At 66.3% G+C, this 26,165-nt stretch carries 26 protein-coding genes; 9 read left to right on the plus strand and 17 right to left on the minus strand.

Annotation, left to right across the window (positions count from 1 at the left end; translation table 11 throughout):
• Positions 1-75: 75 nt before the first annotated feature.
• From FGL91_RS04180 to sbnA, 9 genes are all read right to left on the minus strand, one after another.
• Positions 76-750 (minus strand): 4'-phosphopantetheinyl transferase family protein, encoded by a 675-nt coding sequence (locus FGL91_RS04180; protein ID WP_153243166.1) that lies wholly within the window; start codon positions 748-750, stop codon positions 76-78.
• Positions 750-2,003, minus strand: coding sequence for an MFS transporter (locus FGL91_RS04185; RefSeq protein ID WP_227991859.1), 1,254 nt, complete (start codon positions 2,001-2,003; stop codon positions 750-752). The genes FGL91_RS04180 and FGL91_RS04185 overlap by 1 nt, the downstream gene beginning before the upstream one ends.
• Positions 2,000-3,244 (minus strand): ATP-grasp domain-containing protein, encoded by a 1,245-nt coding sequence (locus FGL91_RS04190; protein WP_153243167.1) that lies wholly within the window; start codon positions 3,242-3,244, stop codon positions 2,000-2,002. The genes FGL91_RS04185 and FGL91_RS04190 overlap by 4 nt, the downstream gene beginning before the upstream one ends.
• Positions 3,241-4,170, minus strand: a complete 930-nt coding sequence (locus tag FGL91_RS18850; RefSeq protein ID WP_194239308.1) for an ATP-grasp domain-containing protein — start codon at positions 4,168-4,170, stop codon at positions 3,241-3,243. The genes FGL91_RS04190 and FGL91_RS18850 overlap by 4 nt, the downstream gene beginning before the upstream one ends.
• A gap of 367 nt (positions 4,171-4,537) precedes the next feature.
• Positions 4,538-5,248 carry a thioesterase II family protein gene (locus tag FGL91_RS04200; RefSeq protein WP_131493268.1) on the minus strand — a complete coding sequence of 237 codons (711 nt, stop codon included), beginning with the start codon at positions 5,246-5,248 and terminating at the stop codon, positions 4,538-4,540.
• On the minus strand, positions 5,245-7,005 hold the full coding sequence (locus FGL91_RS04205; protein WP_131493266.1) for a non-ribosomal peptide synthetase: 1,761 nt from the start codon (positions 7,003-7,005) through the stop codon (positions 5,245-5,247). The genes FGL91_RS04200 and FGL91_RS04205 overlap by 4 nt, the downstream gene beginning before the upstream one ends.
• Positions 7,002-10,331, minus strand: coding sequence for an amino acid adenylation domain-containing protein (locus FGL91_RS04210; RefSeq protein WP_131493311.1), 3,330 nt, complete (start codon positions 10,329-10,331; stop codon positions 7,002-7,004). The genes FGL91_RS04205 and FGL91_RS04210 overlap by 4 nt, the downstream gene beginning before the upstream one ends.
• A 5-nt stretch (positions 10,332-10,336) precedes the next feature.
• Positions 10,337-11,377, minus strand: a complete 1,041-nt coding sequence (gene sbnB, locus FGL91_RS04215) for a 2,3-diaminopropionate biosynthesis protein SbnB (RefSeq protein WP_227991866.1) — start codon at positions 11,375-11,377, stop codon at positions 10,337-10,339.
• A complete protein-coding gene (gene sbnA / locus FGL91_RS04220; protein WP_227992044.1) occupies positions 11,322-12,308 on the minus strand; it encodes a 2,3-diaminopropionate biosynthesis protein SbnA in 987 nt (328 codons plus the stop codon). Before sbnA ends, sbnB begins: the two co-directional genes overlap by 56 nt.
• A 715-nt stretch (positions 12,309-13,023) precedes the next feature.
• Here sbnA and FGL91_RS04225 point away from each other — a divergent pair.
• The 3 genes from FGL91_RS04225 to pnuC all read left to right on the plus strand — a co-directional run bounded on the left by FGL91_RS04225 (position 13,024) and on the right by pnuC (position 15,603).
• Positions 13,024-14,232, plus strand: coding sequence for a hypothetical protein (locus FGL91_RS04225; protein ID WP_153243168.1), 1,209 nt, complete (start codon positions 13,024-13,026; stop codon positions 14,230-14,232).
• A 124-nt stretch (positions 14,233-14,356) separates the two neighbouring features.
• Positions 14,357-14,884 carry a GNAT family N-acetyltransferase gene (locus FGL91_RS04230; protein WP_153243169.1) on the plus strand — a complete coding sequence of 176 codons (528 nt, stop codon included), beginning with the start codon at positions 14,357-14,359 and terminating at the stop codon, positions 14,882-14,884.
• Between the two features lie 2 nt (positions 14,885-14,886).
• The gene (gene pnuC, locus FGL91_RS04235; RefSeq protein WP_153243170.1) at positions 14,887-15,603 is read left to right on the plus strand and encodes a nicotinamide riboside transporter PnuC; all 717 of its coding nucleotides are present in this window, start codon (positions 14,887-14,889) and stop codon (positions 15,601-15,603) included.
• 20 nt (positions 15,604-15,623) lie between these two features.
• Here the strand turns inward: pnuC and FGL91_RS04240 are convergent, their stop codons facing one another.
• The 6 genes from FGL91_RS04240 to FGL91_RS04265 are packed head-to-tail and all read right to left on the minus strand — an operon-like array spanning position 15,624 to position 21,325.
• Positions 15,624-16,361, minus strand: coding sequence for an amino acid ABC transporter ATP-binding protein (locus FGL91_RS04240; protein ID WP_047522888.1), 738 nt, complete (start codon positions 16,359-16,361; stop codon positions 15,624-15,626).
• Positions 16,358-17,224, minus strand: coding sequence for an amino acid ABC transporter permease (locus tag FGL91_RS04245; RefSeq protein WP_047522889.1), 867 nt, complete (start codon positions 17,222-17,224; stop codon positions 16,358-16,360). The genes FGL91_RS04240 and FGL91_RS04245 overlap by 4 nt, the downstream gene beginning before the upstream one ends.
• The gene (locus FGL91_RS04250) at positions 17,221-18,072 is read right to left on the minus strand and encodes an ABC transporter substrate-binding protein (RefSeq protein WP_153243171.1); all 852 of its coding nucleotides are present in this window, start codon (positions 18,070-18,072) and stop codon (positions 17,221-17,223) included. The genes FGL91_RS04245 and FGL91_RS04250 overlap by 4 nt, the downstream gene beginning before the upstream one ends.
• 58 nt (positions 18,073-18,130) lie before the next feature.
• The gene (locus FGL91_RS04255) at positions 18,131-18,559 is read right to left on the minus strand and encodes a cupin domain-containing protein (RefSeq protein ID WP_134352520.1); all 429 of its coding nucleotides are present in this window, start codon (positions 18,557-18,559) and stop codon (positions 18,131-18,133) included.
• Positions 18,560-18,590: 31 nt separating this feature from the next.
• The gene (locus FGL91_RS04260) at positions 18,591-19,886 is read right to left on the minus strand and encodes an amidohydrolase family protein (RefSeq protein ID WP_153243172.1); all 1,296 of its coding nucleotides are present in this window, start codon (positions 19,884-19,886) and stop codon (positions 18,591-18,593) included.
• Complete coding sequence (locus FGL91_RS04265) at positions 19,883-21,325, minus strand: adenosylhomocysteinase (protein ID WP_153243173.1); 1,443 nt, start codon at positions 21,323-21,325, stop codon at positions 19,883-19,885. The genes FGL91_RS04260 and FGL91_RS04265 overlap by 4 nt, the downstream gene beginning before the upstream one ends.
• Positions 21,326-21,403: 78 nt before the next feature.
• Here FGL91_RS04265 and FGL91_RS04270 point away from each other — a divergent pair, with 78 nt between their 5' ends.
• The 3 genes from FGL91_RS04270 (at position 21,404) to FGL91_RS04280 (ending at position 23,387) form a co-directional block, all read left to right on the plus strand.
• The gene (locus tag FGL91_RS04270) at positions 21,404-21,652 is read left to right on the plus strand and encodes a type II toxin-antitoxin system Phd/YefM family antitoxin (RefSeq protein WP_153243174.1); all 249 of its coding nucleotides are present in this window, start codon (positions 21,404-21,406) and stop codon (positions 21,650-21,652) included.
• On the plus strand, positions 21,649-21,906 hold the full coding sequence (locus FGL91_RS04275) for a type II toxin-antitoxin system RelE family toxin (protein ID WP_153243175.1): 258 nt from the start codon (positions 21,649-21,651) through the stop codon (positions 21,904-21,906). Before FGL91_RS04270 ends, FGL91_RS04275 begins: the two co-directional genes overlap by 4 nt.
• Before the next feature lie 98 nt (positions 21,907-22,004).
• Positions 22,005-23,387 (plus strand): LLM class flavin-dependent oxidoreductase, encoded by a 1,383-nt coding sequence (locus FGL91_RS04280; RefSeq protein WP_153243176.1) that lies wholly within the window; start codon positions 22,005-22,007, stop codon positions 23,385-23,387.
• 26 nt (positions 23,388-23,413) lie between these two features.
• On the opposite strand, the gene FGL91_RS18855 is transcribed toward FGL91_RS04280, so the two are convergent.
• Positions 23,414-23,590 (minus strand): hypothetical protein, encoded by a 177-nt coding sequence (locus FGL91_RS18855; RefSeq protein ID WP_047522894.1) that lies wholly within the window; start codon positions 23,588-23,590, stop codon positions 23,414-23,416.
• Entirely contained in the window at positions 23,587-24,303 is a 717-nt protein-coding gene (locus tag FGL91_RS04285) for a MerR family transcriptional regulator (RefSeq protein WP_227991868.1), read from the minus strand. The genes FGL91_RS18855 and FGL91_RS04285 overlap by 4 nt, the downstream gene beginning before the upstream one ends.
• A 79-nt stretch (positions 24,304-24,382) precedes the next feature.
• Here FGL91_RS04285 and FGL91_RS04290 point away from each other — a divergent pair, with 79 nt between their 5' ends.
• From FGL91_RS04290 to FGL91_RS04300, 3 genes are all read left to right on the plus strand, one after another.
• Positions 24,383-24,829: a DUF6194 family protein gene (locus FGL91_RS04290; RefSeq protein WP_131493245.1), complete on the plus strand. Its 447-nt coding sequence runs from the start codon at positions 24,383-24,385 to the stop codon at positions 24,827-24,829.
• The gene (locus FGL91_RS04295; RefSeq protein ID WP_153243177.1) at positions 24,826-25,356 is read left to right on the plus strand and encodes a putative immunity protein; all 531 of its coding nucleotides are present in this window, start codon (positions 24,826-24,828) and stop codon (positions 25,354-25,356) included. Before FGL91_RS04290 ends, FGL91_RS04295 begins: the two co-directional genes overlap by 4 nt.
• A 118-nt stretch (positions 25,357-25,474) precedes the next feature.
• Positions 25,475-26,152 carry a response regulator transcription factor gene (locus FGL91_RS04300; protein WP_131493241.1) on the plus strand — a complete coding sequence of 226 codons (678 nt, stop codon included), beginning with the start codon at positions 25,475-25,477 and terminating at the stop codon, positions 26,150-26,152.
• Positions 26,153-26,165: the final 13 nt, after the last annotated feature.

Here is a 26,165-nt window from a genome sequence, read left to right on the forward strand (position 1 = left end):
AGTGAGAAGCAGCCAAGAGCCTCGGCTTGTTACACGCACTCACTGCGGGCGCACATCTGACCTGGACGCACGCCGTCATAGGACGACGGCGGTCGCCACGACTGTCCCGAGGAGTCCCCACCTGCCACGAACGACGCTGCGGGGAAAGCCTGCGCCACGCGCCAGACCCGGCGAGAGTCGGGCTTTGAAAGATCCCGAGACATCGAGGTCGACCACGATGTCAGAGAAGCCCACCCACCGATGAGTCGCGGGATACCAGCACTTGAACGTCGACTCCTTCGCGCTGAACAGGAGTCGATCCCACGCCACTCCCCGGTCCGGAAGCCGATCGAGGCGCGCCCACTCGGAAGGATCAGCGATCTCCGAGGCGACGCCATCCGGGAGGCGTTCATTCACCTCCGCATCGATCCCCAGCGCGTACACCCTGCGGCTGGGCGCCACCGCAGCAGCACGGAAGCCGGCGCAATGAGTCATGGATCCCACCACGCCATCCGGCCACACAGGCGCGCCTCCGGGTCCGGGCAAAATCGAGCCGACGGGCGCCCCCAGGGCTCCCAGCGCTTCCCGAGCGCACGACCGGACCGCAGCGAACTCGCGTCGCCGGGACTCGACACTTCCTTCGATGAACGACGTTTCGTCGGAACGGAGCCCGCCAGAAGACACCCCGGGCCCGAAACTCTCGACGCATATGACCTCATCGGGCGTCAGACGGTCGAGCAGATTCGGCTCGGGAGCCATCTCGCCGGACATCAGAGCCTGCTCACGGGCCGCACCACGAACGCTGCGATGGCAACGCCTGCCAGAGACGTGAGAAGAAGCCAGTAGGCAGGAGCGAGACCCGCCTGTGACACGAACAGAAAGACGGAAAGCCCTGCCCACGACCCGAGGCTCTCTCCGACAGCCGAAGTCAGCTGCCTCATGTTCATCGATTCGACAACGGGACGCCCGGCGGAGGCGTTCGAGAAGACGACGTTCAGCACGGGTGTGAAGACAGTCTCTCCCACCGAGAAGATCACGACGCCGATGCCAATCAGGAGGACCGCGAACTCACCCTTCTCGAAAATGAAGAAGATCATGGCTCCACCCAGAATCACCACGCCTCCGAGCAGGATCGCCAGGAGGGAGACTCGTCTCCTCATCATCTTTTCAACGACGAACGAGACGGGCAACTGAATAGCGACTATCAGCACACCGTTCAGCGAGTAAAAGAGTGCCCGCGTCAGAGGATCGTCTGAGACAGCAGAAAAGACCAGCGCGAAGCTCGAGAAGAACTGTCCCATGAGCACGCTGCCGCAGGTGGCGATAAGGGTGATTCGACGCGCCTCCGGCGTTCTTAGGAGCTCGCGTACAATTCCCCATGTGAGCGGTGGCCGGTTGGACCCGTGGCTGAGGAGCACATCCCGCGGCACTGTGAAGGGCACGAAAACCGCAGCCAGCATGAAGACCCCGCTGAGACCGATGAGGAACTGTACGTACAGACCGCCATCGAAGACAAAGCTCCCGAGGATCGGCCCGAGCGCGGCGCAACTGTTGGCCACGACCTGGATGACAGAGAACCATCTATTCTGTCGTGCACGATCGGCGGTGGACAGCACCACGAAGCTGCGAACCGATGTCCCGTTGGTGCTGAATCCCAGTCCCGCCAAGCCCAGCGCCATGACGAGCACGAGCGGGCTCTCGCTGATCGCGATGACACCGTAGGCGATCGCGATCAGGCCGAGCGCAGATCGCAGACTCGCACGGACCGACAGCCGGTGCAGAACCGGCGAGACGAAGAGCGAACCGCCACGCGTCATCAGAGTCAGCGCGGCTATGGCCCACGCCGCCCAAAGACCATTGTCGTCGCCTAGCCTCATCGTGAGCAGGAGCGGCAGGATGGGGACCAGAGCGAAGTAGGCTCCCTGGCTCAGAATCTGGTCGGCCGAGATGAGGCTCATTAGGCGCGCGCGAACGCCCTGCGCCTGATGGGCCTCCTGCTTGGCGGGCTCCGCGGAATCGTTCAATCGCGCATCCCGCTCTCGACTCTTGGTCGAAGCTGATCTGCTCGCTCGCGCGCGTCGTCGTACAGGCCACGGGCTCCCAGTGCCTCGGCACTCACCACGAATCCGAGGCGGTCCCACGAGGACCGGGGTCGGCGCACGATGTCTCCTCGAGCACCGGTGTACGACGAGACGTACTCTGGTGAGAGCATCGTTGCGTCGACGTCCGAGACGATTTTCCCGTCGACATCCGCATAGATGAATGCGACGGAAGCCCTTCCCCACGCTCGATCCGGGAATGCGAAGGAACCGCCGCACATGATCGCACTCCACGCCGCAGTTGGAGAGAAACCCCAAGCGTGCTCGATCAGGTTGAGGATCTGATCGCCGGGGGGCCGCCCCGCGCACTCGATCAAGCGCGGTCCCTGAGCGGTTCTCATGAACTCAGCGTGCAGCAACCCGAACTCGAAGCCGATGGACGATACGAGTTCCTGCATGACAGGGAGGCACCAGTCCTCGACCGCGACGATCTCGTGACCGATCTCCACTCGATGACGACTGTCAAGCACATGCTTCGCAGTGAGGTTGACCCACTGCACGCGACCGTCACTCACCAGCGCTTCGACACTGCACTCATCGCCGACGAGGAGTTCTTCGACTAGCGCCCGGGATTGTCCTGACCATCCCGTGATTGTCTGATCCTTCTCGAATGCACTGAGAATGTCGTTCCAGAGCGCCGGCCCATCCGAGTGCCGATCCACTCGTGCCACACCGAGACTCCCCTGTCGATCGACCGGTTTGACGATCGCACTGTCCGCCTGACGGGCGAGGAAGTCGGAGAGCTCTTCGGGCGATGACACCAGCCTGAAGGCCACAGAGCCCCAGTCGTATGATGACGTGGTCTCCCGCAGAAGCGCTTTGTTCCTTAACGTGCGAGCCGCCTGGACACCCGCGCCGGGAAGGTCCATCGCAAGAGCGAGTTGCGCGGCCCCTTCCACCGCATATTCGAGCCCGGGGAGGATCCCCACCACGCCGTCTCGTTGAAGATCGCGCACCAGCGAAGGCGGAACCTCGAGCGGCTCGTGCTGGTACTCGTACCACAGGGGGCGCGCCTCGACCACACCGATATCGGAAAGCCACTTCCCCAGACTCTTCGCGTTCCAGATTTCACGCTCTTCGCAGTAATGACTCGGGCTCGCTCCCGAAGCGTGCATCTGCTGTGTCGCATTGCGGTTTATGCCGACCATCGCCGTTCTGCGAGTCATGCTATGTCCTCCACGGAATCGACAGCGAAACTGCACGCCTGACGTGCGGATCGCAGAATCTGTTCGGCATGCTCCACGGTGTCTGCACCCGCGAAGATCACGGCGATGTTCGCTCGGAGCCCGTTGACGGGTGGGGCGTACTCACCCACGCCGTACTCCCAGTGAACCGACGATGCAGGGGGCAACGATGAATTCACTCCGGCCATCATCACGCGACCAGGCTTGGACTCGATGAAATCCACGGCCGCATATGCCTTCTTCTGGGGAAGCGCCGGCAGAGAACGCCCACTCAACGAGTCGATGAGCTCATCGTAGATACTCAGGCCGGGTCGTGCTGCCTCGATCATGTCGGGAGCGATGAGACCGCCCGCTTGGCGCACATGGAACTCTCCCCACACGAGGCACCCATCATCACGCACCCAGAACTCGACATGGAGATGCCCCCATTCGATGGCGAGGACGTCGACGCACCGCTGCAGCTGACGAGAGATCTCCTCATCTCCGGGCAGCTGAGGGTGGTGAGCCGGGAACCGGTGACCGATCTCGACGAATCCTGTGTTCTTCGCCTTTGTCGTCACGCCGTAGACTCGCACGACTCCGTCCACGGTGATGCCTTCGACCGAGAACTCCTCGCCCGTCACGAACTCCTCCGCGCAGTATCCCTCCGCCTCCGACGCGGCGAGCGCGTCGATGACTTCGGCCGTGGAGCTGAGATACCGAACTCCAGCGCTGCCCATCCCCGTCGCCGGCTTGAGGATCCAGCCGCTGGTTGAGTGGATCTCCTGCGCCGACACGTCGTCGCCGTCCTCCGAGACGAGGACGTTGCCGCCATTCGCTCGGGCGACAACTCGATAGCTCTGAGGCTGGAGAATGCCGGCGCTGCGAAGAGCCTCCCTGCACGCCGGCTTGTCCTGGATCGTCTTCACCACATCGACGCTGTTGCTCCGAGCACCGAGCTCGGCACCGATCTGCGCGGAGAGAAGCTGATAGTTCTCCCGAATGGCCGTGACCAGCCCGATGTCATCAACACGCGCCCGTCGGAGAGCTCGAGCGACGTGCCCCAGAGACTCCGACGAAACTTCTCGCGCATACGGCCCGGGAATGGTGACGACGTGATCGAGAACGATGGGAGGGCGACCAGCGCGAAGTGCGCCCTCGAACTCCACACCGCAGATCAGCATTCCCTTGTCACGACATGCTCGTGCGAACGATTCGAACCAGCTTCTCGACGCCGTCGAGCCCGAAGTGATCACTCCCACCAGAACCGCCCACTGAGGGCTCTTGTCCGCCGACTCACGAGAGAACATCGATCCACTCCTTCGTCCCGAAGTCCGCGTGTGCGTAGTGGCCACCGGGCAGGTGCAGGTGCGTGAACGTAGATCGCGTCGCCTTCTCCCAGGACGCCGCTTCGGATTCTGGAACGAGGTGATCATCGGACGCTGTCACGCACGTCAGGTCGGCGTGCAGAGACACGCCACCGGAGCCGCCGTACGAGTCGGCGAGCAGAAGATCGTCCAGGGTCGGCTGCACGAAGATCTCGTCCGCGTCCTCCATCTCGAGAACCTCACGCGGGGTGAGCCCGTAGTCGATCATGCGTGCGCGGGCAGAATCAAGATCCCACCCCGTATGGGCACGGACGTAGTTGCCCGGAGCGACACCGCAGATGGCGACGAGTCGATCGACCCGCACGTCGCGCCCCTCCAGAGCAGCGCACACCGTGAAGCCCAGAGCCGCACCGAAGCTCACTCCCGCGACAATCAGAGTCGAGTCGTCGAGATCGATCGTGGCGATGGTCTCCTCGACGAACTTCTCCATCTCTGTGAAACCCGGTTCACCGAAGCGCGTACCGCGCCCTGGCGGACAGTACGCCCATGAGTCGTACACGCCCTGAAGCGCCCGCGCCGATCGAAACGCAGGGGCTCCCGCCCCGGTCGGCGGGAACAAGAGGACTGTTGCGCGCGAATCATCGGCGTGACTCACCTGCTGCCATGAGGAGTTTTTCATCGACTGAGTCCTTTCGGATCCGAGTCCCGAATAACGCTGAGCACGAACGTCATCGACGGATCGGCGTAGAACCCGCGCAGGGGCACCCGCACTCCGAACTGTCGCCGCACCGCAGCCAGAAGACCTACTGCGCGCAGAGAGTCACCACCGTCGTGAAAATAGTCATCTCCCACGGCAGTCGAATCCTGGCCGAGCGAACTCGTCCACAGACGAGCTAGGGTGTCCCGCTCGACCGAGCCGCCCTCGGAGTACCCCGAGTTCCGACTGTCCCGCATCGCCTCTTTCACCAGCGCGGCGCACTCCGCACGATCCACCTTTCCCGTGCGGACAGTGGGAAGCGTCTCGACGGGAACGAGCAGTCGTGGCACCATGTGCGGCGGCAGCGAACGCGCGAGCGCTGTGCGCGATACTCGACCCCGCCAGTCCTCGGGCACCACGAGCGCGAGAACGCTCGCTCCGGAGTCTTCGATGTACACCGCAGCACACTGGCCCGTCCGGCCACTGAGTTGCATGGCCGCTGCTTCGATCTCCTCCAGATGCACTTTGAACCCTGAGACGTTGACCGCGTTGTCGGCACGACCAGTGAGGAAGAGCTTGCCATCCTGCATATATCCGAGGTCACCTGATCGGAATTCCCGTAACTCTCCCGTTCCTGAGAACGCGTCACCGTCGGACAGAACCCCCCGGATGAGGTACCCGTCCGCAAGCGGCAGCCCCTGCACTGCGACGGATCCCTCCACGCCTTCGTCGCACTCGACACCGGACGAATCGCGGATGACTATTCGGGTGTGAGGGATCGGAGATCCGAGTGAAACCGATGCCGCGGAGAGGTCCGTCGATGAGAGTTCATAGGCGCTGGTGTTCGCCGTCGTCTCGGTCGCCCCATAGAGGTTGAGGATCCGTGCATTCGGAGCGGTCACCGCGAGGTCGCGGCCGAGGCTCGTCGGGAACCGATCCGCGCTACTGCACACCAGCTTCAGCGCAGGAAGAGCAGATCCGTGCTCTTCTGCGGCTTCGACCAGGCCGCGCAGGGCCACGGGGGTCGCGAAGAGGTGTGTAGCGTCCGCGGACGATACGACGTCGAAGAAGAGATCCGGCCGCCCTCGTTCCGCGCTCGAGATCAGGACCGCGACGACACCACCCAGAACGGAACCCAGAATCTCCCAGTACGACGCGACGAAGGAGAGGGGCTTCTGCACGACCACGCGGTCCGTGGGTGCGAAGGGGAACTCCGTCCACATCCACTGCAGCCGGTTCGCGATCGCGCCGATTCCGACCTGAACCGCCTTCGGGCGTCCCTCCGAGCCGGACGTGAAGTAGATGAACTTCGTCGTTGTGGCCCACCGCTCAGGGCCGAAAGCATCGAGACGAATCTCGGTGAGTCGCGGAGACTCCGCTTCGTCCAGAATGCGTGCGGCTGACGCGTCGTCCAAGAGGTACACCGAATCGCCGAGCTGTTCGATCATTCGCTGCTCTCGGGACGCGGCCTCCCCGGGAGGTATCCAGGCGGTGCGGGAATGAACCGTCAGCGATGCGACCATCAGGGCCATCGAGATCGGTGAGAGGTCGAGCTGAGCAGCGAGCACCTGATCCCTCGTCACCGTCCGCTCGATCCATCGGCGCCACTTCTCGACATTGCCGAAGAACTCGCCATAGGTCTGCGATGCCCCGTCGGCCGCTTCCACGCAAACAGCATCCGACCGGACCGTGCCGGTCCGCAGCGGAGCAGTCGGCATCTCCATCAGCGGGGCCATCATCCCACCTTCTCTCGGGTGTCGACCGACTCCACAGCGCGTATGCCGGAGAGGTCGAGATCGTGCATGGCCCGCCGAATGAGTTCATCCACGCGGACCGAGGACGAACGCAGATCCGATCGTAGATACCAGGCGGTCAGCGCAAGGATCTGTCGCGCCCTCTGTTGCGAGACATTCGCCTGCTTGAAGGCCAGCTGAATCGTGTAGTCCTCGCCGTGTTGCTGGACGTAGAGCGAACCGTCATACTTCGTGAAGCCCGTGTCGAGCTCGATGAACCGAATGCTCTCAGTGCCCTTCCACGACTCGGACGTGGGGTAGGTCAGCATGTTCACCATCGTGCTGAAGAGAGGGTCCCCGTTGGTGCGTTCGGCATACTCCGACACGACCGAGCTGAACGGACTGTCGCTGAACGAGACGGCGCGCGTCACCGAAGAGGACAGATCTCGCGCCAGCTCGTCGCACGGGCGACCACGATCGATGAGGATTCGCATCGCGACCATGTTCAGCGTTAGCGTCGGGACATCCACGAGGGTGTGCAGCTCTCGGCGGGACACGGGCGCCCCGACCACGAAGTCGTCACTTTCGGTGACTGTCGCCAACGCGAGAGAGTACGCAAGAACGAAGACGGCGAACGGGGTGGTGGAGAGTGCGCTCGCGTTCGTTCTGATGGCCACGGTGGTGTCATGACCGAGCGATGCCTCCACGATCGACGAGGAGTAGGCGTCGTGAGACGCATCGTCGATGTCGCTGAGGAGCGGCTGCAGAGAGATGCCGCTCAGGCTCTTCGACCAAAAGGCACGAGACTCCTCGGACATCTCCACATCGACCACGGGGCGGTTGAAGTACCGGGCCACGGCAGAGAGGTTGGCGCGCGCCAACTCGGCCGCCGTGTCAGCGCCGTCTGCGTCATACAGTTCCGAGATGAACTCGGCGAGTTTCATCGTGCCCCAGCCGTCGATGAGGATCTCGTTCATCGTCACGACGAACCAGGTCTCACCGGTCTCCACTCGCAGCTCATGCACGCGCAATGACGGTTCGTTTTCGAGGTCGAACGGCTGAGCGGCGAGATCCTTGGACCTCGCACGCGCATCCGCGCGCGACGAGACGTACTCGACATCGGCCGTCTGCGGGATGTCGCCCGCGGAGGGGAAGACCTGGATGAACTCACCGGACTCTGCGACTTCGAACCGCGCGAACAACTGAGGGTTGGCGTGAAGGGCGGAGAAGAGCGCCTGACGAGTCTTCGGAGCGTCGAGACCTCCTCGGCTCTCGAGAAGTACCTGATAGTTGTAGTACGCACTTTCCGGCTCAAGCAGCCATTGGAAGTAGATGCCCATCTGAGCCAGCTTCATCGGGCAGGTGGCCGGGAGCCGATCGTCCGTGCTTCCGCTCATCACCCGCGATTCGATCGTGGAGTCTGCGACGGGGTCGTCACGCTTCGAGGCGACATCCCGTTCGAGCTCCTCCAACGGGCGGCCCGAGAGGAGATCTGCGACGCGCGCGCTCTTCCCCTGTGCCCGGAGACGACTGGACAGCTGGATCGCGCGAAGCGAGTCACCACCGGCCTCGACGAAGCTGGACGTCGAGTCGACCCCGTGCCCGAGAACGCTCTCGACCAGCGAGAGGAACGACGTTCTCGCCGGCTCCCCGTCAGGTCGATGACGATCGATGAGCGCCGTGCGTCCGAGCACCTCGTCACCACCACCGAGCTCAACAGCGAGCGATTCGAGCCGATTGATGTCGACCTTCCCGTTCGCCGTGAGCGGGAGTTCGTCGACCTGAAGCCACCGCGATGGTCGCATCGGAGCGGGCAGCACATCCCTCGCCCGCATCTCCAGTGCCTCCGACGTGACGGGACTGCCGTCGGCCACCGAGAAGAAGGCCACGAGACGCGCGTCCCCTGGACGCAGGAAAGACTCGTTCGTCTCGCGGATCACGATGGCGCTTCGTTCGCGAACCGCAGGTATGTACTTCACCACCGAGACCGCGCTCAGCCCGGCGGTCTCTCGGAGGATCCTGTTCTCGATCTCTCCGGGTTCGATGCGAACCCCGTTGATCTTGACCTGACGATCGCTACGGCCCTCGTACACGAGCAGACCGTCCGCGCGGACCCGAACGAGGTCGCCTGTGCGATAGATGCGGAAGGGGTAACCGTCGACGGTCGCGAAAGCTCCGGCGGTCTTCTCGTCCTCACCGACGTAGCCGAGTCCGACGCACGGGCCGGCGACGAAGAGTTCGCCTTGCTCGCCCGGCGAGACGGAATGCCAGGAATCCTCCGAGTGCCGCAGCACGTAGAGCGCAGTGTTCGCGATGGGCGCGCCGATCGGAACCGTGCCCGGTGCGAGTGTCTTCTCACTGATCTCCGCATGAGTGACATCATCGGAGCACTCGGTCGGACCATAGGCATTCACGAGTGGGATGTGCTCGAATCTCGCGCCCCAGTCCTGCGCGAGTCGGAGGGGGAGCTCTTCCCCTGTCACCATCATGCAGGCAAGCGCCGACAGCTTCGCAGCCGTCGGTATCGCGTGGATGAGTTCACGGAGCACAGTAGGGACGACCTCGACATGCGTGATGCGCTCTCGGGTGAGAAGATCCGACAGTCCGAACGGGTCCTGAGCTTCATCATCGTGGACGACCCGAACAGCTCCGCCGACCAGCAACGCCACAGCGAACTGCCACACGGACACATCGAACGTCGTCGGAGCCGTCTCTGCGACCACGGAATCCCGGTCGAGATCAAGCAACTCGACCTTGCTGTGCAGGTGATTCAGCATGCCCATCTGGGCTACGAGCGCGCCCTTCGGCTGCCCCGTGCTCCCCGACGTGAAGAGACAGTAGGCGGGCGCATTCGCAGGATCCGAGACCCGGCGAATGAGCTCGCCATGAGTGGCGGGATCGTATGTAACGTCAGCCTCAGCGTCGTCGGCAAGGATGATCGCGGGATCCGTCGTCCGCGTGACGTGCTCGAGCCGGTACGCAGGCCAGGCCGGGTCCACGGGAACGTAGATGGCACCGATGGCGTTGCAAGCCACGATGTCGATGAGGCACTCGACGCTTCTGCCCCGGCGCGAGAGAACGAAGCGCTGAGCAGCGGCGACCTCGCGGAGGTGGGCCGCGCGACGTCGGACTCTCAGGAGCATCTCGCGATAACTGATCTGCTCGCCTTCGACGTCGACGGCCGCTATGCGCTCCGGTTGCCTTTCAGCCCAGTCTTCGAGATAGGCGTAGAGGGTGAGGCCCAGATCCCAGTCCCTCGCCGGACTGACCAACGCAGCCCCGTGAGTGATCAGCTGAAGACCGTTCCACTGCAGACTCTCTGTCAAGTTCATGGTGGTCATCGCCCCATCTCGCCGTGGAAGTCCGTGACCCGAACGCCTGAGCAGTCGATCTTCGCCTGCTCGAAAAGCGCGTGCGATATGGCCAGATCGAGTACACCGAGCCCGAAGGGCGAGAAGACGGTCGCCCGCGTCGGGTCCAGTTCGACATCGCCCTCGATGACCTGCGCGAGAGTCCCTGTGACGAAATCGCGAGTCGCGTCGAGCTGTTCGAGCAGGTGCGGCGTAGTGTTCGCCTTCAGGCAGTGCTCCACATCGTCGAAGATGTTGTTGGTGTCGCGAAGCGTCTCGGGGGCGAGATCGCGAAGCGACACGTTCAGCACAAGCTGACCCGGCTCGAAGCGCTTCGTGTTCGAGACATAGGGCGTTCCGGCGCTCGTGGCGAACACGAGCACGTCGGCCGCCATGACCTCGTCCAGGGTTCCTGCTGCGTGATCACCTCCGGATTCCGCGATCATCCGCGCGACGGAGTCCGGATTCAGGTCGTGGACGCGCACCGGCACAGCGGTCGGATAGAGAGCGCCGATGAATCTGAGGATCGCACGAGCGATCGGCCCGGAGCCGACGACGCCGATGCTGGACGGCGCTCCGTGCAGGGATCTCACGGCAAGGGCGGCCGAAGCAGCCGTCCTCGCGGCGCTGATGCGACTCCCCTCGATCAGTGCGGTTGCGAATCCGGAGTCCGGATCGTTCAGGATGATCACCGCTGACGCGCGCTGGAGTCCGCGCTCCACGTTGGCAGGGAAGCTCGATATCCACTTGATGCCGATCGATCGCGAGCCCTCTTTCGCGATGTGCGCGGGCAGGGCGATGATGCGGTCCTGCGGCTGCTCGGGGAACCTCAGGAAATAGCTGTCGGGGTTCACTGTCTCGCCGCGGTTGTGCGTCAGGTAGGTGTCTTCGACGATGTCGAAGATCTCCGTCTCACGTCCACGGAGGAATTCATCGACACGATCGGCGCCGATGACTGTCAGATCCTTGGTGTCAAACATTGATTTTCTCGTAGTCATAGATTGCTGAACTCGCCATCGGCGAAACATCGACGTCCAGCGCCGCAGGTCCGAATTTCTGGTTCACCCAAATGTCGTTGTACACGGTATTCAGATAACGTTCTCCGAGGTCCGGTGCCACGACGACGATTCGGCTCCCCGTTGGAATTGTTGAAGAAAGCGCGCGGAACCCTGCCAATATTGTTCCGGTCGACCCCCCTGGAAGGTATCCTTCAGAAGCGGCCACTCGCCGACATTCACGTACTGCGTCCTCTTCACTCACGTAATACTGGTGCGGAACAAGAGAGCGGTCGAATAGCGGGGGCCTTACGCTCGCCCCCAGACCAGGAATGTGCCTTGTCGAAGGCGGCCCACCGAAGGTGACGGAACCCGCACTGTCAATTGCATACACCTCCGTACGCACACCACGGGCTGCGACGCCGTGAATCACACCCATCAGAGTTCCGGTCGTTCCCGCGCCGACGAAGATGACATCTGGATCGCCGAGTTCTGCCACGATCGCCGGATACGTCAGCGTGCTGTGCGCCGTCGAATTCGCCGAGTTTGAATACTGGTTGGTCCACACGGGGCCGTTCTTCAAACTCTGAAGTTGTTGAATTCTCGCGAGTCGAGTTCCCAGATAGCCGCCGGACTGGTCTCTTTCGTTCACGACCTCGACTCGAGCGCCCAAGGCTTTCATGTGCGCGACGGTCGCATCGTTCGCGTTTGGATCCGTGACGATCGTGAGGCTGTATCCGCGCCGCGCGCACACGGCCGCGAGGGCGACACCGAGACTGCCCGACGAAGACTCGACGACGCCACCACCAGGCTGCAACCGACCATCCTTCTCCAGATCGTCGATCAATGCCACCGCGGTCGTCAATTTGATCGAGCCAGCCGTGTTCAAGCCCTCCAGTTTCACGTACAACTCGTGATCCGGGAACGCCTTATGCATGCGCATGAAGAGAGAGTTCTCCCGCATTCCTTCGATAGAACTTACTTTCACGAACTCCCCCTAGAAGTGATCTATTCAATCTCTTGGCCATGGCGAAATTCATCTTCCCATCGCATATCGCCGTTATCCATCTACGTTCGCCTCATGCTGCGCCGGCGACTGAAACCGCGTCGCGAACCAGAATCCAGCCACCAGAACCGACGCGATCAGCGCCACGGCCGAGACCTGTGGACACCGACCGATGTCGTCGGCTCGTTCTCTGTTGCCGCGCCATCCTCTTCGGCGGACTGGAACATCACGGTGCGGCCGGCGCATTCTCCGTGACGATCGTGAGCAGTTTCGCCTTCCGTTTCACGGCTTCCTCACGGATGCGTTCCGGCTGGTCACGATTCTCCGCAACGAACTTCTGGCGTTCCTCCCGAGGCCGGCGCCTCCACCACGGCCGGATCCTGCAACACGGCCCTGACCGCCTGCGTCGCCAACCCACGAGGTAGTTGATCCCTCTTCAGCGTCGTGGGAGTTCTCCACCGTGGTCCGTCCCGCACTGACTTCTTGGACATCGTCATCCTCCAGGTTGGCGAGCAGTTCTGCGCGACGATACCGATAAGCGTCCGTGCATCCCTGAGGCGTGAGGGGAGTTGAGTATCAGCGCGGCAAAAGTGAGTACTCCTAGCGAGGCCCTCTGTGTGGCCCCGCGACCGAGTGACTACTCCCGCATCGCCGTTGCCGTATCCTCGACGCCATGTCCGCCTCCCCGCACACGCTGAAGCCCGGCGACGCGTCGCGCGGTGCCGACCGTTGGTTCCGCGAGCAGGGGCTCCCGACGTTCGTGCCGCTGCGCCGCTGGTTCACGGACCTGCCCCGACGCGTGGCGCCGCTGATCGCCTGGGTCGCCGTGGCTGCGTACCTCTTCCAGGACGGGATCGAGCTCGTGATCGAGTTCGCCATCGATGACGAGTACCCCGAGGTGGCCGCGTTCATGCTGCTCCTGGCGCTGGTCATCTTCGTGCTGGCGGCGGGTCTCGCCTGGGCCGCCTACTTCCTCGTCCGTGCCCTGCTGCGTCGGCTTCCGGTCGGCATCGGCACCGCGGTCGCCCTCCTCGTGATAGCCGGATGCCTCGCCTTCACGATCGCGTGGGGCTACAGCGCACAGCCGGACGCCTCGGTCGGACCCGTCCTCCGCACGCTCCTGGTGCTCGGCCTCTGCATCCTGGTGACCGGCATGGGCGGTGGTGCCTTGATCTCCTGGGCCTCCCGCCTCGCGGTGCGCAACGCATCGGCGATCGGTCACATGGCCTCGATCGCGCTGCCGGTGATCCTCATGCTCGTCGTGTTCTCCTTCTTCTCCGTCGAGGTGTGGCAGATGGCCTCCGCGATGTCCTGGGGATCGATCGCGCTGCTCACCCTCGTCGTCGCGGTGCTCGCGGGTATCGTCGTGCTGCGGGTCGCCGCCTCCGAGATCGAGGACGACGCGCAGGCGCCGTCGGATGAGCAGCGCACCGCCCTGCTCGTCGGCACACCCGCCGAAGGACGCCGCGTCGCGCCCGGCGCACCGCGAAGGCTGCGCGCACCGCAACGCATCAACATCCTGCTCGCCCTGACCGTCGCTCAGTTGGTGCAGGCGCTGTTCTTCGCCGGGCTGCTCGCGGCGCTGCTGATCATCATCGGCGCGATCACCGTCCCCGCGGGGCTCGTCGGCCTCTGGCTCGGGCCCGGAAGCGCCACACAGCCGATGACGGTGCAGCCTCTCGAGTTCTTCGGGGCGACGCTGCCGCTCACCGTCAACCTCCTCAAGGTGGCGACGATCCTCGCGGTGATCGCGGCCCTCCCGTTCGTCTTCTCCGCCGTCAGCGAGACCCGCTACCGCGAGCGGTTCTTCGACCCGATCATGGTCGACATGCGCCGCGCGATCCTCGTGCGCGATGCGATCGACACGACACCGTCGCGCTGACGGGCGTAACTGTTCGGTTGCGACGCATCCGTCGTCCTCGCATCCTGCTAGCGTCGGCGATGCGCCCCGAAGCGCCGACGCAGCATGCGCACCCGAAGCGCAGAAGAAGAGAGACCGCCCGCCGATGACAGCCGTGCGAATCAGGGATGCCGAGACCGCCGATCTCGAGACGATCACCGCGATCCACAACCACGCCGTGGCGCACACCACCGCGATCTGGAACGAAGAGGCGGTGGACCTCGACGACCGCGCCGCCTGGCTCGCCGACCGCACGGCCCACGGCTATCCGGTCCTGGTCGCCGTCGACGATTCCGGCGTGCTGGGCTATGCGTCCTACGCGCAGTGGCGACCGCACAGCGGCTATCGGCTCACCGTCGAGCACTCGGTCTACGTTCTCGGTGGTCAGCACGGCCGCGGCATCGGCACCACCCTGATGGCCGCGCTCATCGAACGCGCCACCGCTGCGGGGATGCACGTGATGATCGCAGGCATCGAGAGCGGGAACACCGCATCCATCGCCCTGCACGAACGGCTGGGCTTCGTCGAGGTAGGGCGGATGCCGCAGGTCGGCGCCAAGTTCGGGCGCTGGCTCGATCTGAGCATGCTCCAACTCGTCCTCGACGACCGCCCCGATCCCGACGCAGGATCCTGACTATGAACCTGCTGCAGTGGTTCGTCGAGGCGTTCACCTCCCAGTGGGTGTTGCCGGGCGGGCAGACGCTCCTCGTGCGTGAGGTCGTGGGCAACGCCTTCGGCCTCGCGAGCGCCCTCGGCGGCATGCGCCGCAAGGTGTGGGCCTGGCCGGTCGGCATCATCGGCAACCTGCTCCTGCTCACGGTCTTCCTGGGCTCCGCCCTGAGCCCCGACCCTTCGTTGCCGCACCTGCTGGGTCAGGCCGGACGGCAGATCATGTTCATCGCCGTGGCCGTCTACGGCTGGATCCGCTGGCGGAATCTCGACGGCGGCCGGGTGGTGCCGCGCTGGGCGCCGACGAGCGCGCGCATCGGCATGGTCCTGGTGATGATCATCGGCACCGTCGCCCTGACCCCGCTGTTCCGGCTGCTCGGATCGTGGGAGCCGGTCTGGGCCGATGCCTGGACCTTCGTCGGTTCCCTGCTCGCCACCTACGGCATGGCGAAGGGGTGGACCGAGTTCTGGCTGATCTGGATCGCCGTCGACGTGGTCGGGGTGCCGCTGCTGTTCAGCTCCGGCTACTACGCGACCGGCTTCATGTACGTCTTCTACGGAGTCTTCACCGCCATCGGGTTCGTGATCTGGTGGCGAGCGCAGCGCCGCGCCGCCCACCCGATCGAGATCCTGCCGCCCGACCCGAGCCCGCGGCGGCCGGAGGAAGAGGAAGAGCTCGCCTGACGCGGAGGATCGGACCGCGGTCAGTGCCGCACGCGAGCGAGGAACTCCGCAGTCGCGGCCTCCTGCGGGGCGTCGAACACCTGCGACGGCGGCCCCTGCTCGACGACGACGCCGTGCTCGAGGAACACGATGCGGTCGGCGACCTCGCGGGCGAACGACATCTCGTGCGTCGCCATCACGATCGTCGCCCCCTGACGCTTCAGCTCCCGCACCAGGTCGAGCACCTCACCCACCAGCTGCGGGTCGAGCGCACTCGTGATCTCGTCGAGCAACAGCACCTCGGGCTGCGTGAGCACCGCGCGCACGATCGCCACCCGCTGCTGCTGGCCACCGGAGAGCCGGTCGGGGTATTCGTCGGCCTTGGCACCGAGTCCGAGCGTCTCCAGGAGCGCGCGCGCCTTGGCGCGGGCTTCCGCCTTGCGCATGCCGTGCACCCGGACGGCGGCGAGCGTGACGTTGTCGAGCACGGTCAAGTGCGGGAAGAGGTTGAAGTGCTGGAAGACGACACCGATCCGCGCCCGCACCCCGTCGGCGTCCACGCGCGGGTCGGTGATGTCCTCACCGACGAGGAAGATCTGCCCGTCGTCGATGTTCTCGATGAGGTTCATCGTCTTGAGCAGGGTGGACTTGCCGGAGCCGGATGCGCCGATCAGCACGACCACCTCGTGGGTGCCCACCGACAGGTCGATGCCGCGCAGCACGTCATGATCGCCGAAGCGCTTGCGCACGCCCCTGGCCTCGATCACCGGGACACTCATACGACTCCTCCGGCCTGCTCGCGCTTGTTCATCCGAGCGGTCACGATGTCGGTCAGGCGGATCATGGGCCAACTGAGGATGATGAACATGAGCCCTGCGACGAGGTAGGGCGTGTAGTTGTAGGTCTCGGCGACCATCAGCTGGGCGGCGCGGACGGCGTCGACGGCACCGAGGACCGAGATCAGACCCACGTCCTTCTGCATCGACACGAAGTCGTTCATCAGCGCCGGGACCACCTTGCGGACGCCCTGCGGGATCACGACGATGCGGAGGGTCTGCCCGTGCGTCAGCCCGAGCGATCGCGCGGCGATGCGCTGCGAGGGGTGCACCGCCTCCATCCCTGCGCGGAGCACCTCCGCGACATACGCCGAGTAGGTGAGGACCAGGGCGATCGTGCCCCAGAACATCGCGGGCATGCGCGGGAAGATCATCAGTGCCGGGATGCCGAAGCCGACCAGGTACAGCACGATCAGCAGCGGGATGCCGCGGAAGAAGTCGGTGTACGCGGCGGCGAGCGCGCGCAGCGGGAAGAACACCGGTCCGCGCAACGAGCGCATCGTCGCCAGGAGGGTGCCGAAGATCGCGACGCAGACCACCGCGATCGCGAGCACCAGGAGGTTGACGAGCAGGCCCTGGAAGATCGGCCCGATGCTCTCCAGTGCGACCTGCGGGTCGAAGAACGTCTGACTGACGACCGCCCAGCCGGGGGTGTTGACCACGACGAGGAGCAGCACCGTCACGAGGACGATGCTGCTGAGGAGCGCGATCAGGACGGAACGCGTGGTCGCCCGTCGCCGCAGAACGCGGCGTGACAGCTCGAGTTCGCTCGGCTGCCACTCCGCGTCGACGGAGGTCGAGGTCATTTCAGGACGGGGACGTCGACGGCGTCGCTGAGCCACTTCTGCTGCAGCTCGTCGAGCGTGCCGTTCGCGCGCAGGGCGTCGACCGCTTCGGTGACATCCGCCGTGAGGGCGGATCCCTTGGGCAACACGATGCCGAAGTCGTCGCCGCCGTTCGCGTCGGCGAACTGGCCGGTGACGACACCGTCGTCGAGCTGAGCGCCCACGACGTAGAAGGCGCCGGGGAGGTCGGTGATCATCGCGTCGATCTGGCCGCCCTTCAGCGCGAGCACGACGTCGTCGACCGAGTTGAAGACGCTGAGGTTCGCCTCGCCGAGCTGCTCCTTGGCCACCGTGTAGCTGGTGGTGCCGCTCGCGACGCCGACCGTCGTGGCCTTGAGCTCGTCGATGGTCGTCGCGGAGGCCGCGGGCGAACCGCCGACCGCGACGACCGCCTGCGTGGTCGTGTAGTACGGCGAGGAGAAGTCCACGGCCTTCTTGCGGTCGTCTGTGATGGAGAACTGCTGGAGGTTGATGTCCCAGTCCTTCGGACCCGGAGCGATGGCACCGTCGAAGGTCGTGCGGACCCAGACGATGTCGTCGGCCGCGAAGCCGAGCTGCTCGGCCACGGCGTTGGCCACCGCGCCCTCGAAGCCCTCACCGTTGGAGGGGTCGTCGTCGACGAACCACGGCTCGTAGTTCGGCTCCCCGGTGGCGATCGTGAGCTTGCCCGCCGTCACGGTCTGCAGACCGGAGTCGTCACCGTCGTCGCCGGTGTCGGCGGACGGAGAGGCACAGGCGGCGAGAGTGACGGCGAGGACGGTGGCAGCAGCGGCGGCTGCGGCACGGCGGAGGGAGGGAGCGAAGGGCACGATGACTCCAGTGCGAGGAAGGGTGAGGAGGAAGCTGCGAGGCAGGACGGGTCTGCCCTTACAGAGTAGGCGATGCGGCGAGTCGCCAATCCGCGAAATCGAAACCTGGGGACACGAAACACGAGACGAGGACTTCCTCGGCATCCAGGGGACGCGCTGCCTGCCAGACGCCGGCGGGCACCAGTACCTGGGCCGCATCGTCGGGACCGAGCACGATCGCGGTGGCTTCGCCCGGCTCTGCCGCATCTCCGCCGAGACGGAGCTCGAGTCGGCCGGGACCGTGCCACAGCCACAGCTCGTCGCTGGTCACGACGTGCCATTCGCTGCGCTCGGAGGGCCGCAGCAGGTAGTGGATGCACGTCGCCGCGGGTCGCGGGCCGTTCGGGGTCTCGACCGGAAGCGGACTCGTCCACGTGCGGCGGAACCATCCGCCCTCGGGATGCGGCGCGAGGTCGAGGCGCTCGGCGGTCGTGGGGCGCTGTGTCACGCGACACCTCCGGGTTCGGATGCGGGTACGGTCACGGGGCGACCGCCGGACGGTCGAAGCTGTCGATCGCGTAGCGGACCTCGCCCGACACCACGGTCGCGGCGGTGCGGCCGGCGCCGTGGTCGACGAGTTCCGCGACGGCATCCGGTCCGGCCGGCACGTCGAAGAAGGTGAGGTCGGCGAGCGCACCCACGGCGAGGTAGCCGGTGCGGTCCGGGCCGACGTCGATCCCCATCGCGTGCGCGCCGCCGAGGGTGGCCGCGCCGAGCAGGCGTGCAGGGAGATCACGGTCGGTGTATCCCTGCGACCGGGCGATGCGGGCGAGTTCGGCCACATCGGCGAGCACGTCGAGCGAGGGGCTCGACGACAGCGAGTCGGTCCCCACCGCGATCGGGCTGCCCTCACGCAGGTACGCGGCGATCGGGGGCTCCTCGAGTCCGATGACGGCGTTGGACCTCGGGCACAGGGCCACCGTCGTGCGGCGCTCGCGCAGGATCGCACGGTCCCTGGCGCTCATGTACACACCGTGCGCGATGTGGCAGTCGGGTCCGAGCACGCCGAGCTGGTCGACGAACTCGGTCGCGCTGGTGCCGAATCCGGCCTTGCGCAGCTCCTGGAAGCTGGCGAGCCCGGCCGTGTGCCACGCCTGCGGATGCTCGTGCGCGAACTCCCTCTCGAATGCGGCCTCGCCGAGGTGGATGTGGATGCGCCCGCCGCGCTCGCGCACGATGTCGGGGATCTCCAGGAGGGGCTCGATGTCCAGTGAGTACGGGGCGTGCGGCGACAGGCCGGTCCCGGGCGGGGTCGGCAGGGCGTCCAGCGCCTGCTCGACCTGCGCGCGTCCGGTGCGCGCCCAGTCGGCATTGGTCCAGCTCATCACCTCCCAGTAGGTGATCCCGTGCAGCCCCGCGTCGTGCAGGGCGGTCGCGGCCGAGCGGTCGGTCACCACGTCGGCGAGCGCCGTCGTACCCGCCCGCAACGCCTGTGTCGCGCCGTCCGCAGCATCTGCGGCCCAGTCACGCCCGCCTTCGTACACCGGGTCGAACGCCCGCACCCAGTCTTCGAAGCCGTCGTACTGCCCGCTTCCGACCGAGGCCATGCCGGTGTACTGCAGATGGGTGTGCGCGTTCACGAGGCCGGGGGTCAGGACACCCGGCCAGTGCACCTCGTCGGCGTCGATGCCCCGTTCCGCGAGGGAATGCAGCACCCAGGCGCGCTCCCCGACGTGCATGATCCGGCCGTCCCGCACGGCGACCGCCCCATCGACGATCGGCGGCGCGGTGATCGGCACCACCAGTCCTGCCGAATAGACCGTGACGGCACTCATGCGGACTCTCCTCGGAACCGTGGCGAGCGCCACTCCTGCTGCGCTTCGACCTGCGCCGGACTGCGCTGGTCGATGCGCTCACCGCGGGCTGCGAGCGCGGCGGCGCCGATCGTGGTGTCGGCCTCGGCCGGAAGCGGATGCACCCCGGGCGGCAGGTCGTGCGCGAGCAGGTGCCCGACGGCGAAGAGCTGCACCGAGAACGACAGGTCCATGATCTCGATGGGGTTGCCCTCACCGGCGGACAGGTTCACGCAGCCTGCCCGGGCGATCACGAGTGCGCCGTCACCGGCGCGTTCGACGGCACTCGAGGCCTGGCCGTTCTCGCCCGTGTACGGTCGCAGCATGGCAGGGTCGAGGTCGACCTCGTACGGAACTCCCCCGGCGACCGCGACGATCGCCGCAGCGCGCAGCACCTCGGCGTCGATGGTGTGCGGAGCACCGGTGGCCGAGACGACGAGCGCGCCCGGGGCGAGGTCGTGCAGGCGGCCGATACGGAATCCGTCGTGGGCGGCGCGCAACGCGCGGACGGGGTCGGTCTCGGTGACGAAGACGTCGACCCCGAGCGCGAGCAGGTGCGCCGCGACGCCTTCCCCGACGGGGCCGTAGCCGACGACGACGGCCGGCTGGTTGCGGAGGTCGATCCCCACGGCGTCCAGCGCATCGGCGATCGCGAACACGCACGATTGACCGGTGCCGTACCGGTTGTCGAAGGAGGTCTTGGTCAGGGCGTCGTTGACCGCGATGACCGGGATCTCGAGCACTCCCTCACGCTCCATGAGCCGCAGGGGGGTGAGCCCGCTCGTGGTCTCCTCCGCGGCACCTCGCAGTTCGGCGGCGAGGCCCTCCTCGTGCGCCAGGCGGATCAGGTGCGAGCCGTCGTCGAGCAGCAGGTCGAAGCCACGGCGCAGGAAGTCCACGGCGGCAGCGCGCTCGGCGGCAGCCGAAAGGCTCGGATCCCCGTCGACCGGGATCCCGCGCCGGCGCAGCACCGCGGCGACCTCGACGTCGATCTCATCGGGATGGGCGTAGACGGCCACGATGGCTCCGGCATCCCGCAGCAGCAGGGCGAGCTGGGCGGTCTTCGGCTCGAGCACCATCGCGATGCCGATCCGGAGTCCTCTCACCGTGCCGGCGTCGCCCAGGCGTGCGGCGAGAGCGGTGGCGACCGACATGTGCCGTCCGGCCGCGTCCACGCGGTCCTCGGCGGTCTCCCGCACCGGGAGGGGCCCACCGTCGAGCAGGATCTCGCAGGATCCCCCTGGCGCGAAGGTGACGCCGCCGTCCCCGAGGCGCGCACCGAGGGCGGGGAGGAGGGCTCGCAGCGCATCGGCCACCGCATCCGTCCCGACGACCGAGAAGTCCCGACCGGACACGAGCAGGTTGGTCTCACGGGCGAATCGGCGCACCAGACGCTGGGCGGTCGAGATCTCGTCGGTCACCAGTCAAGGGTAGAGCCCGCGGAGGAGAGCGGTGGACCGATCATGTACATCCCCGACCTCCAAATGTACAATTGGGTCATGTCCACGATCAGCGTCGCCGACGCACGCAACAACCTCTCCACGGTCATCGCCCGCTCTCAGGAGGAAGCGGTCTTCATCGAGCGCCGCGGTCAGCGCACTGCGGTCGTGATCAGCCCCGAGCAGTATGAGCGGATGCTCGACGCACTCGAGGACGCCGAAGATGTCGCCGCATTCGACGAGGCGATGGCAGAAGAGGGTCCCGACGTCCCCTGGGAGCAGGTGAAGGCCGACCTGGGCTGGACGTGAGCTACCGGATCGAGCTGCGCCCCGCCGCAGTTCGCGCGCTGAGGAGGGTCGACCACCAGGACCGCGACCGGATTCGCGGCGCGATCGCTCTTCTCGGTGAGAACCCCCGACCTCCCGGCGCCAAGGCCCTGCAGGGACGCGACGGACTCCGCGTCCGTGTCGGGAGCTATCGGATCATCTACACGGTTGACGACGATGTCCTGATCGTCGCAGTCGTCACGCTGGGCCATCGCCGCGACGTGTACAAGCCCTGACCCCGACCGGATCGACGCGACCGAGTCATCCTCCTGAAATGTGTCCGTGCGTGTCGGCCGCCCTGGATTCGCGCACGCCGTTCGCCTTTCATGGGTGCATGACACGTCAGATCCGCTTCAACGCCTTCGACATGAACTGCGTCGCCCACCAGTCGTCCGGGCTGTGGCGGCATCCCGACGACCGGTCGCGGCAGTACAACACGCTCTCGTACTGGACCGACCTCGCGAAGCTCTTGGAGAGCGCGACGTTCGACGGCATCTTCATCGCAGACGTGCTCGGGACCTACGACGTCTACGGCGGCACGAACGAGGCCGCGATCCGCAACGGCGCCCAGGTGCCGGTGAACGACCCGATCCTGCTGGTGAGCGCGATGGCCGCCGTCACCGAGAACCTGGGATTCGGCATCACCGCCGGCACCACCTTCGAGCACCCCTACCCCTTCGCGCGCCGGCTGAGCACGCTCGACCACCTCACACAGGGCCGCGTGGGGTGGAACGTCGTGACCGGATACCTGCCCAGCGCCGCGCGGAACATGGGCCAGGAGGACCAGCTCGCGCACGACGACCGCTACGACCATGCGGACGAGTACGTCGAGGTGCTCTACAAGCTCTGGGAGGGGTCGTGGGAGGACGACGCGGTGATCGAGGACCGCGAGCGCGGCATCTTCACCGACCCGGCCAAGGTGCACCCGATCGGGCATGACGGCAAGCACTTCAGCGTGCCGGGCATCCACATCTCCGAGCCGTCACCGCAGCGCACGCCGGTGATCTACCAGGCCGGCGCCAGTCCGCGCGGGGTGAAGTTCGCGGCCGAGAACGCCGAGGCCATCTTCGTCGCGGCGCCCTCGAAGGAAGTGCTCGCCGGCACCGTGAAGCGCATCCGCGATGCCCTCGAAGCAGCGGGCCGCGACCGGTACGACGCCCGCATCTACACGCTGCTCACCGTGATCACCGCCGCCACCAGCGAAGAGGCGACCGCGAAGCACGCCGAGTACCTCTCCTACGCGAGCCCCGAGGGTGCGCTCACGTTCATGTCGGGATGGATGGGCGTGGACCTGTCGCAGTACGCCGAGGACGAGCCGGTCGGGAACGTCGAGTCCAACGCGATCCAGTCGGTGCTGCAGCACCTGAAGGAGGAGGCCGACCTCGGCCGCGAATGGACCGTCGGGGACTTCGGGCGCCACAACGCGATCGGCGGCCTCGGCCCCACGATCGTCGGGTCCGGCGTCGAGATCGCCGACGAACTGCAGTCCTGGGTGGACGAGACCGACATCGACGGCTTCAACCTCGCCTACGCGGTCACCCCCGGCACGTGGCAGGACATCATCGAGCACGTGATCCCGGTCCTGCGCGAACGCGGCGCCTACCCGGAGGAGTACGCGCCGGGCACCCTCCGCAACAAGCTCCACGGTCGCGGCGACCGGGTGCAGGACACGCACCGTGCCGCGAAGTACCGGGTCGGGGAGTTCGCCCGGGCCTGACGCGGAGGCTCACGGGCAGGAGTGCGTCAGTCGTCGCTGCGGCTGAAGATCCCGCGGAGCACGAGGAAGACCACCACGGCGACGACCGCGACGATCGCGAGCTTGAAGATGAACGCGAGGACCGAGAACAACGCGCTCACGATCCACCACGCGATCACGACGGCGAGGATGACGCCGAGGATGGTCCAGATGTTCTTCGTCATGCCTCCAGCCTACGGAGTCGAACCGGGAGAACGAGCAGATCGTGCACGTGCCCCGCGGCGGCGAGGAGCGCGACGCTGCGTCGGGTGAGCGCCGCGAGCCGCTCCGCGAGGATCACCTCCACCTCGTCCGTGCGATCGTGGGCGCGTACCTGGTCGAGGATGCGGGCGATCGCAGGGATGCCGTACCCACCCGAACGGAGTGCGGCGACGACACGCGCCTCGGTGATCGCCGTGGAACCGTAGGAGCGCGCCGACGCCGCACTCCGGAGCGGGTGGACGAGCCCCTCGCGCTCCCAATGACGCAGGGCGGAGGGGCGGATGCCGAGCGCCTGGGCGAGTTCACCGATGGCCATCGCATCATCCTCGTCGAAGTCGTCGTCGGCTTCCTCCCTGGCGACCTCGAGGCCGCGGAGCGCTTCCCGCACGCGTGAGCGCTCCTCGGCGAGGTCGGTGTGCAAGAGGTCGATCCGCTCGGCGGCGTCTTCCATCGATGCGTCGATCAGTTCGGGCATCAGTCGTCGTGCGGGCACAGGGCCGAGGGCCGCTGCCATCGCCCGGTAGGCACGCAGCGCCGTTTCATGGTGCGGACCGTAGCGGCGGTAGCCGTTGGGCCCGCGCGCGGCCGCGGGGAGGACGCCGAGCCTCTCCAGGTCTCGCACCTGTTGGGTCGAGTACCCCACACGTCGCCCGAGCAGCGCTGTCGTCAGAGTCACCTCTTGAGGGTTCATCATCGAAATTCCCTTCGCCACGGAGAAAAACTCCACATAAGCGCTTCAACTTCATCATTGAAGCATGAACATGCAGAAGATCATCGATGCCGTCCGTGGATTCGACGGCGTCCTCGTCATCACCCCCCAAGCAGGTGGCCCCTACCCCGAGCTCTCCTGGGGAGACGCCTACTTCTACTACGCCCCGGACGGGCGGATGCCGGAGCGCACACAGCCCTACGGGACGATCATCACGAAGAACTATCCGGACGACGAGTCCTCCGCGCTCGACACCCCCGGGCGCTTCCGGGTGAACATCCACGTCGGCCAGGGCAAAGCCGACCCACTCGTGGCCGCGGACGCACAGCCGACCGATGTCGATGTGTTCCAGCCGCATCCGCTGTACGGCACGGCCGGGTGGGTCTGCGTGATCGATCCGGCCGCGCGGACGTCGGACACCGTGCTCGCCCTGCTCCGCGACGCGCACGAGTCCGCCCGCGCTCGCGCCGACCGCCGAGCGCGACGAGGATGACCACCGTGCAGGGCATGGCCGAGGAGGATCGGCGCCTGGTCGCGGTGTGGGCCGCCGACTGTGCCGAACGCGTGCTGCCCCTCTTCGAGAGGGAGGCGCCGGACGATGACCGTGCGCGCGACGCCATCGCCAGAACTCGCGCCTTCGCACGGGGAGAACTCACCGCTGCGGGAGAGATCCGCCGCCGCTTCGTCGCCGGTCGCGCCGCCCAGGCTGCGACCACGCCCGCCGGTGCGGCCGCTGCGCGGGCGGCTGCCCAGGCTGCGGGCGTCGCGCACATGGGCGCTCATGCGTTCGGGGCGGCCGCCTATGCCGCGAGCGCGGTCGAGCTCGCGCACCCCGACGACTCCGACGCTCGCGCCGGAGAGGTGCACTGGCAGCTCGCGCACCTCTCCCCCGAAGCCGCGGCGGCGCTCCGACGACTCCCGCCCCTCGGTGCGGACACGGCGGGCCCGCTCGGCCCGGGCCTCCTCGCCACCGGAACCCTCGGCGCCGTGATCCGGGAGCTCCAGGCCGCCCTCTCCTGACCCTTTCGGATCGCGCAACTGGTCGCATCTGACGCCGAGATCGAGCTGTTTGCGCGATTCGAAAGGGCGGGGAGCGCGCTTCAGCCGCGGTTCAGCGTCGACGGGCCACACTGGAGGAATGCGGATCCTGGTGGTGGACGACGAGGTGCGTCTGGCCGAGGGCGTGCGCCGTGGCCTGGAGGCCGAGGGGTTCGCCGTCGACGTCGCGCACAACGGTGTCGACGGGCTCTGGCGTGCGCGGGAGACCCGGTACGACGCGATCGTGCTCGACCTCATGATGCCGGGTATGAGCGGGTGGAAGGTGTGCGAGGCGCTACGCGCCGAGGAGAACTGGACGCCCGTCCTGATGCTCACCGCGAAGGACGGCGAGTGGGATCAGGTCGAAGCGCTCGAGACCGGGGCCGACGACTACGTCACGAAGCCGTTCTCCTTCGCGATCCTCGTCGCACGCCTGCGCGCCCTCGTCCGGCGCGGTGCCGTCGCGCGCCCGGCGATCCTCGAGGCCGGGGACCTGCGCCTCGACCCCGCCGCGCATCGTGTCTGGCGAGGCGACACCCCGGTGGCACTGACCGCGCGGGAGTTCTCCGTGCTCGAATACCTCCTGCGTCACCGCGGCCAGGTGCTGTCGAAACGCGCCCTCATCGAGGGTGTCTGGGACGACGACTTCGACGGGGACCCGAACATCGTCGAGGTGTACGTGGGGCATCTGCGCCGCAAGCTCGACAAGCCGTTCGGACGCGAGGCGATCGAGACCGTCCGCGGTGCGGGGTACCGGTTGGCGGCCGACGGTGGCTAGCCGCAGTTGGCGC

This window comes from Microbacterium sp. CBA3102 (assembly GCF_007954505.1).
Lineage (GTDB): Bacteria > Actinomycetota > Actinomycetes > Actinomycetales > Microbacteriaceae > Microbacterium > Microbacterium aurugineum.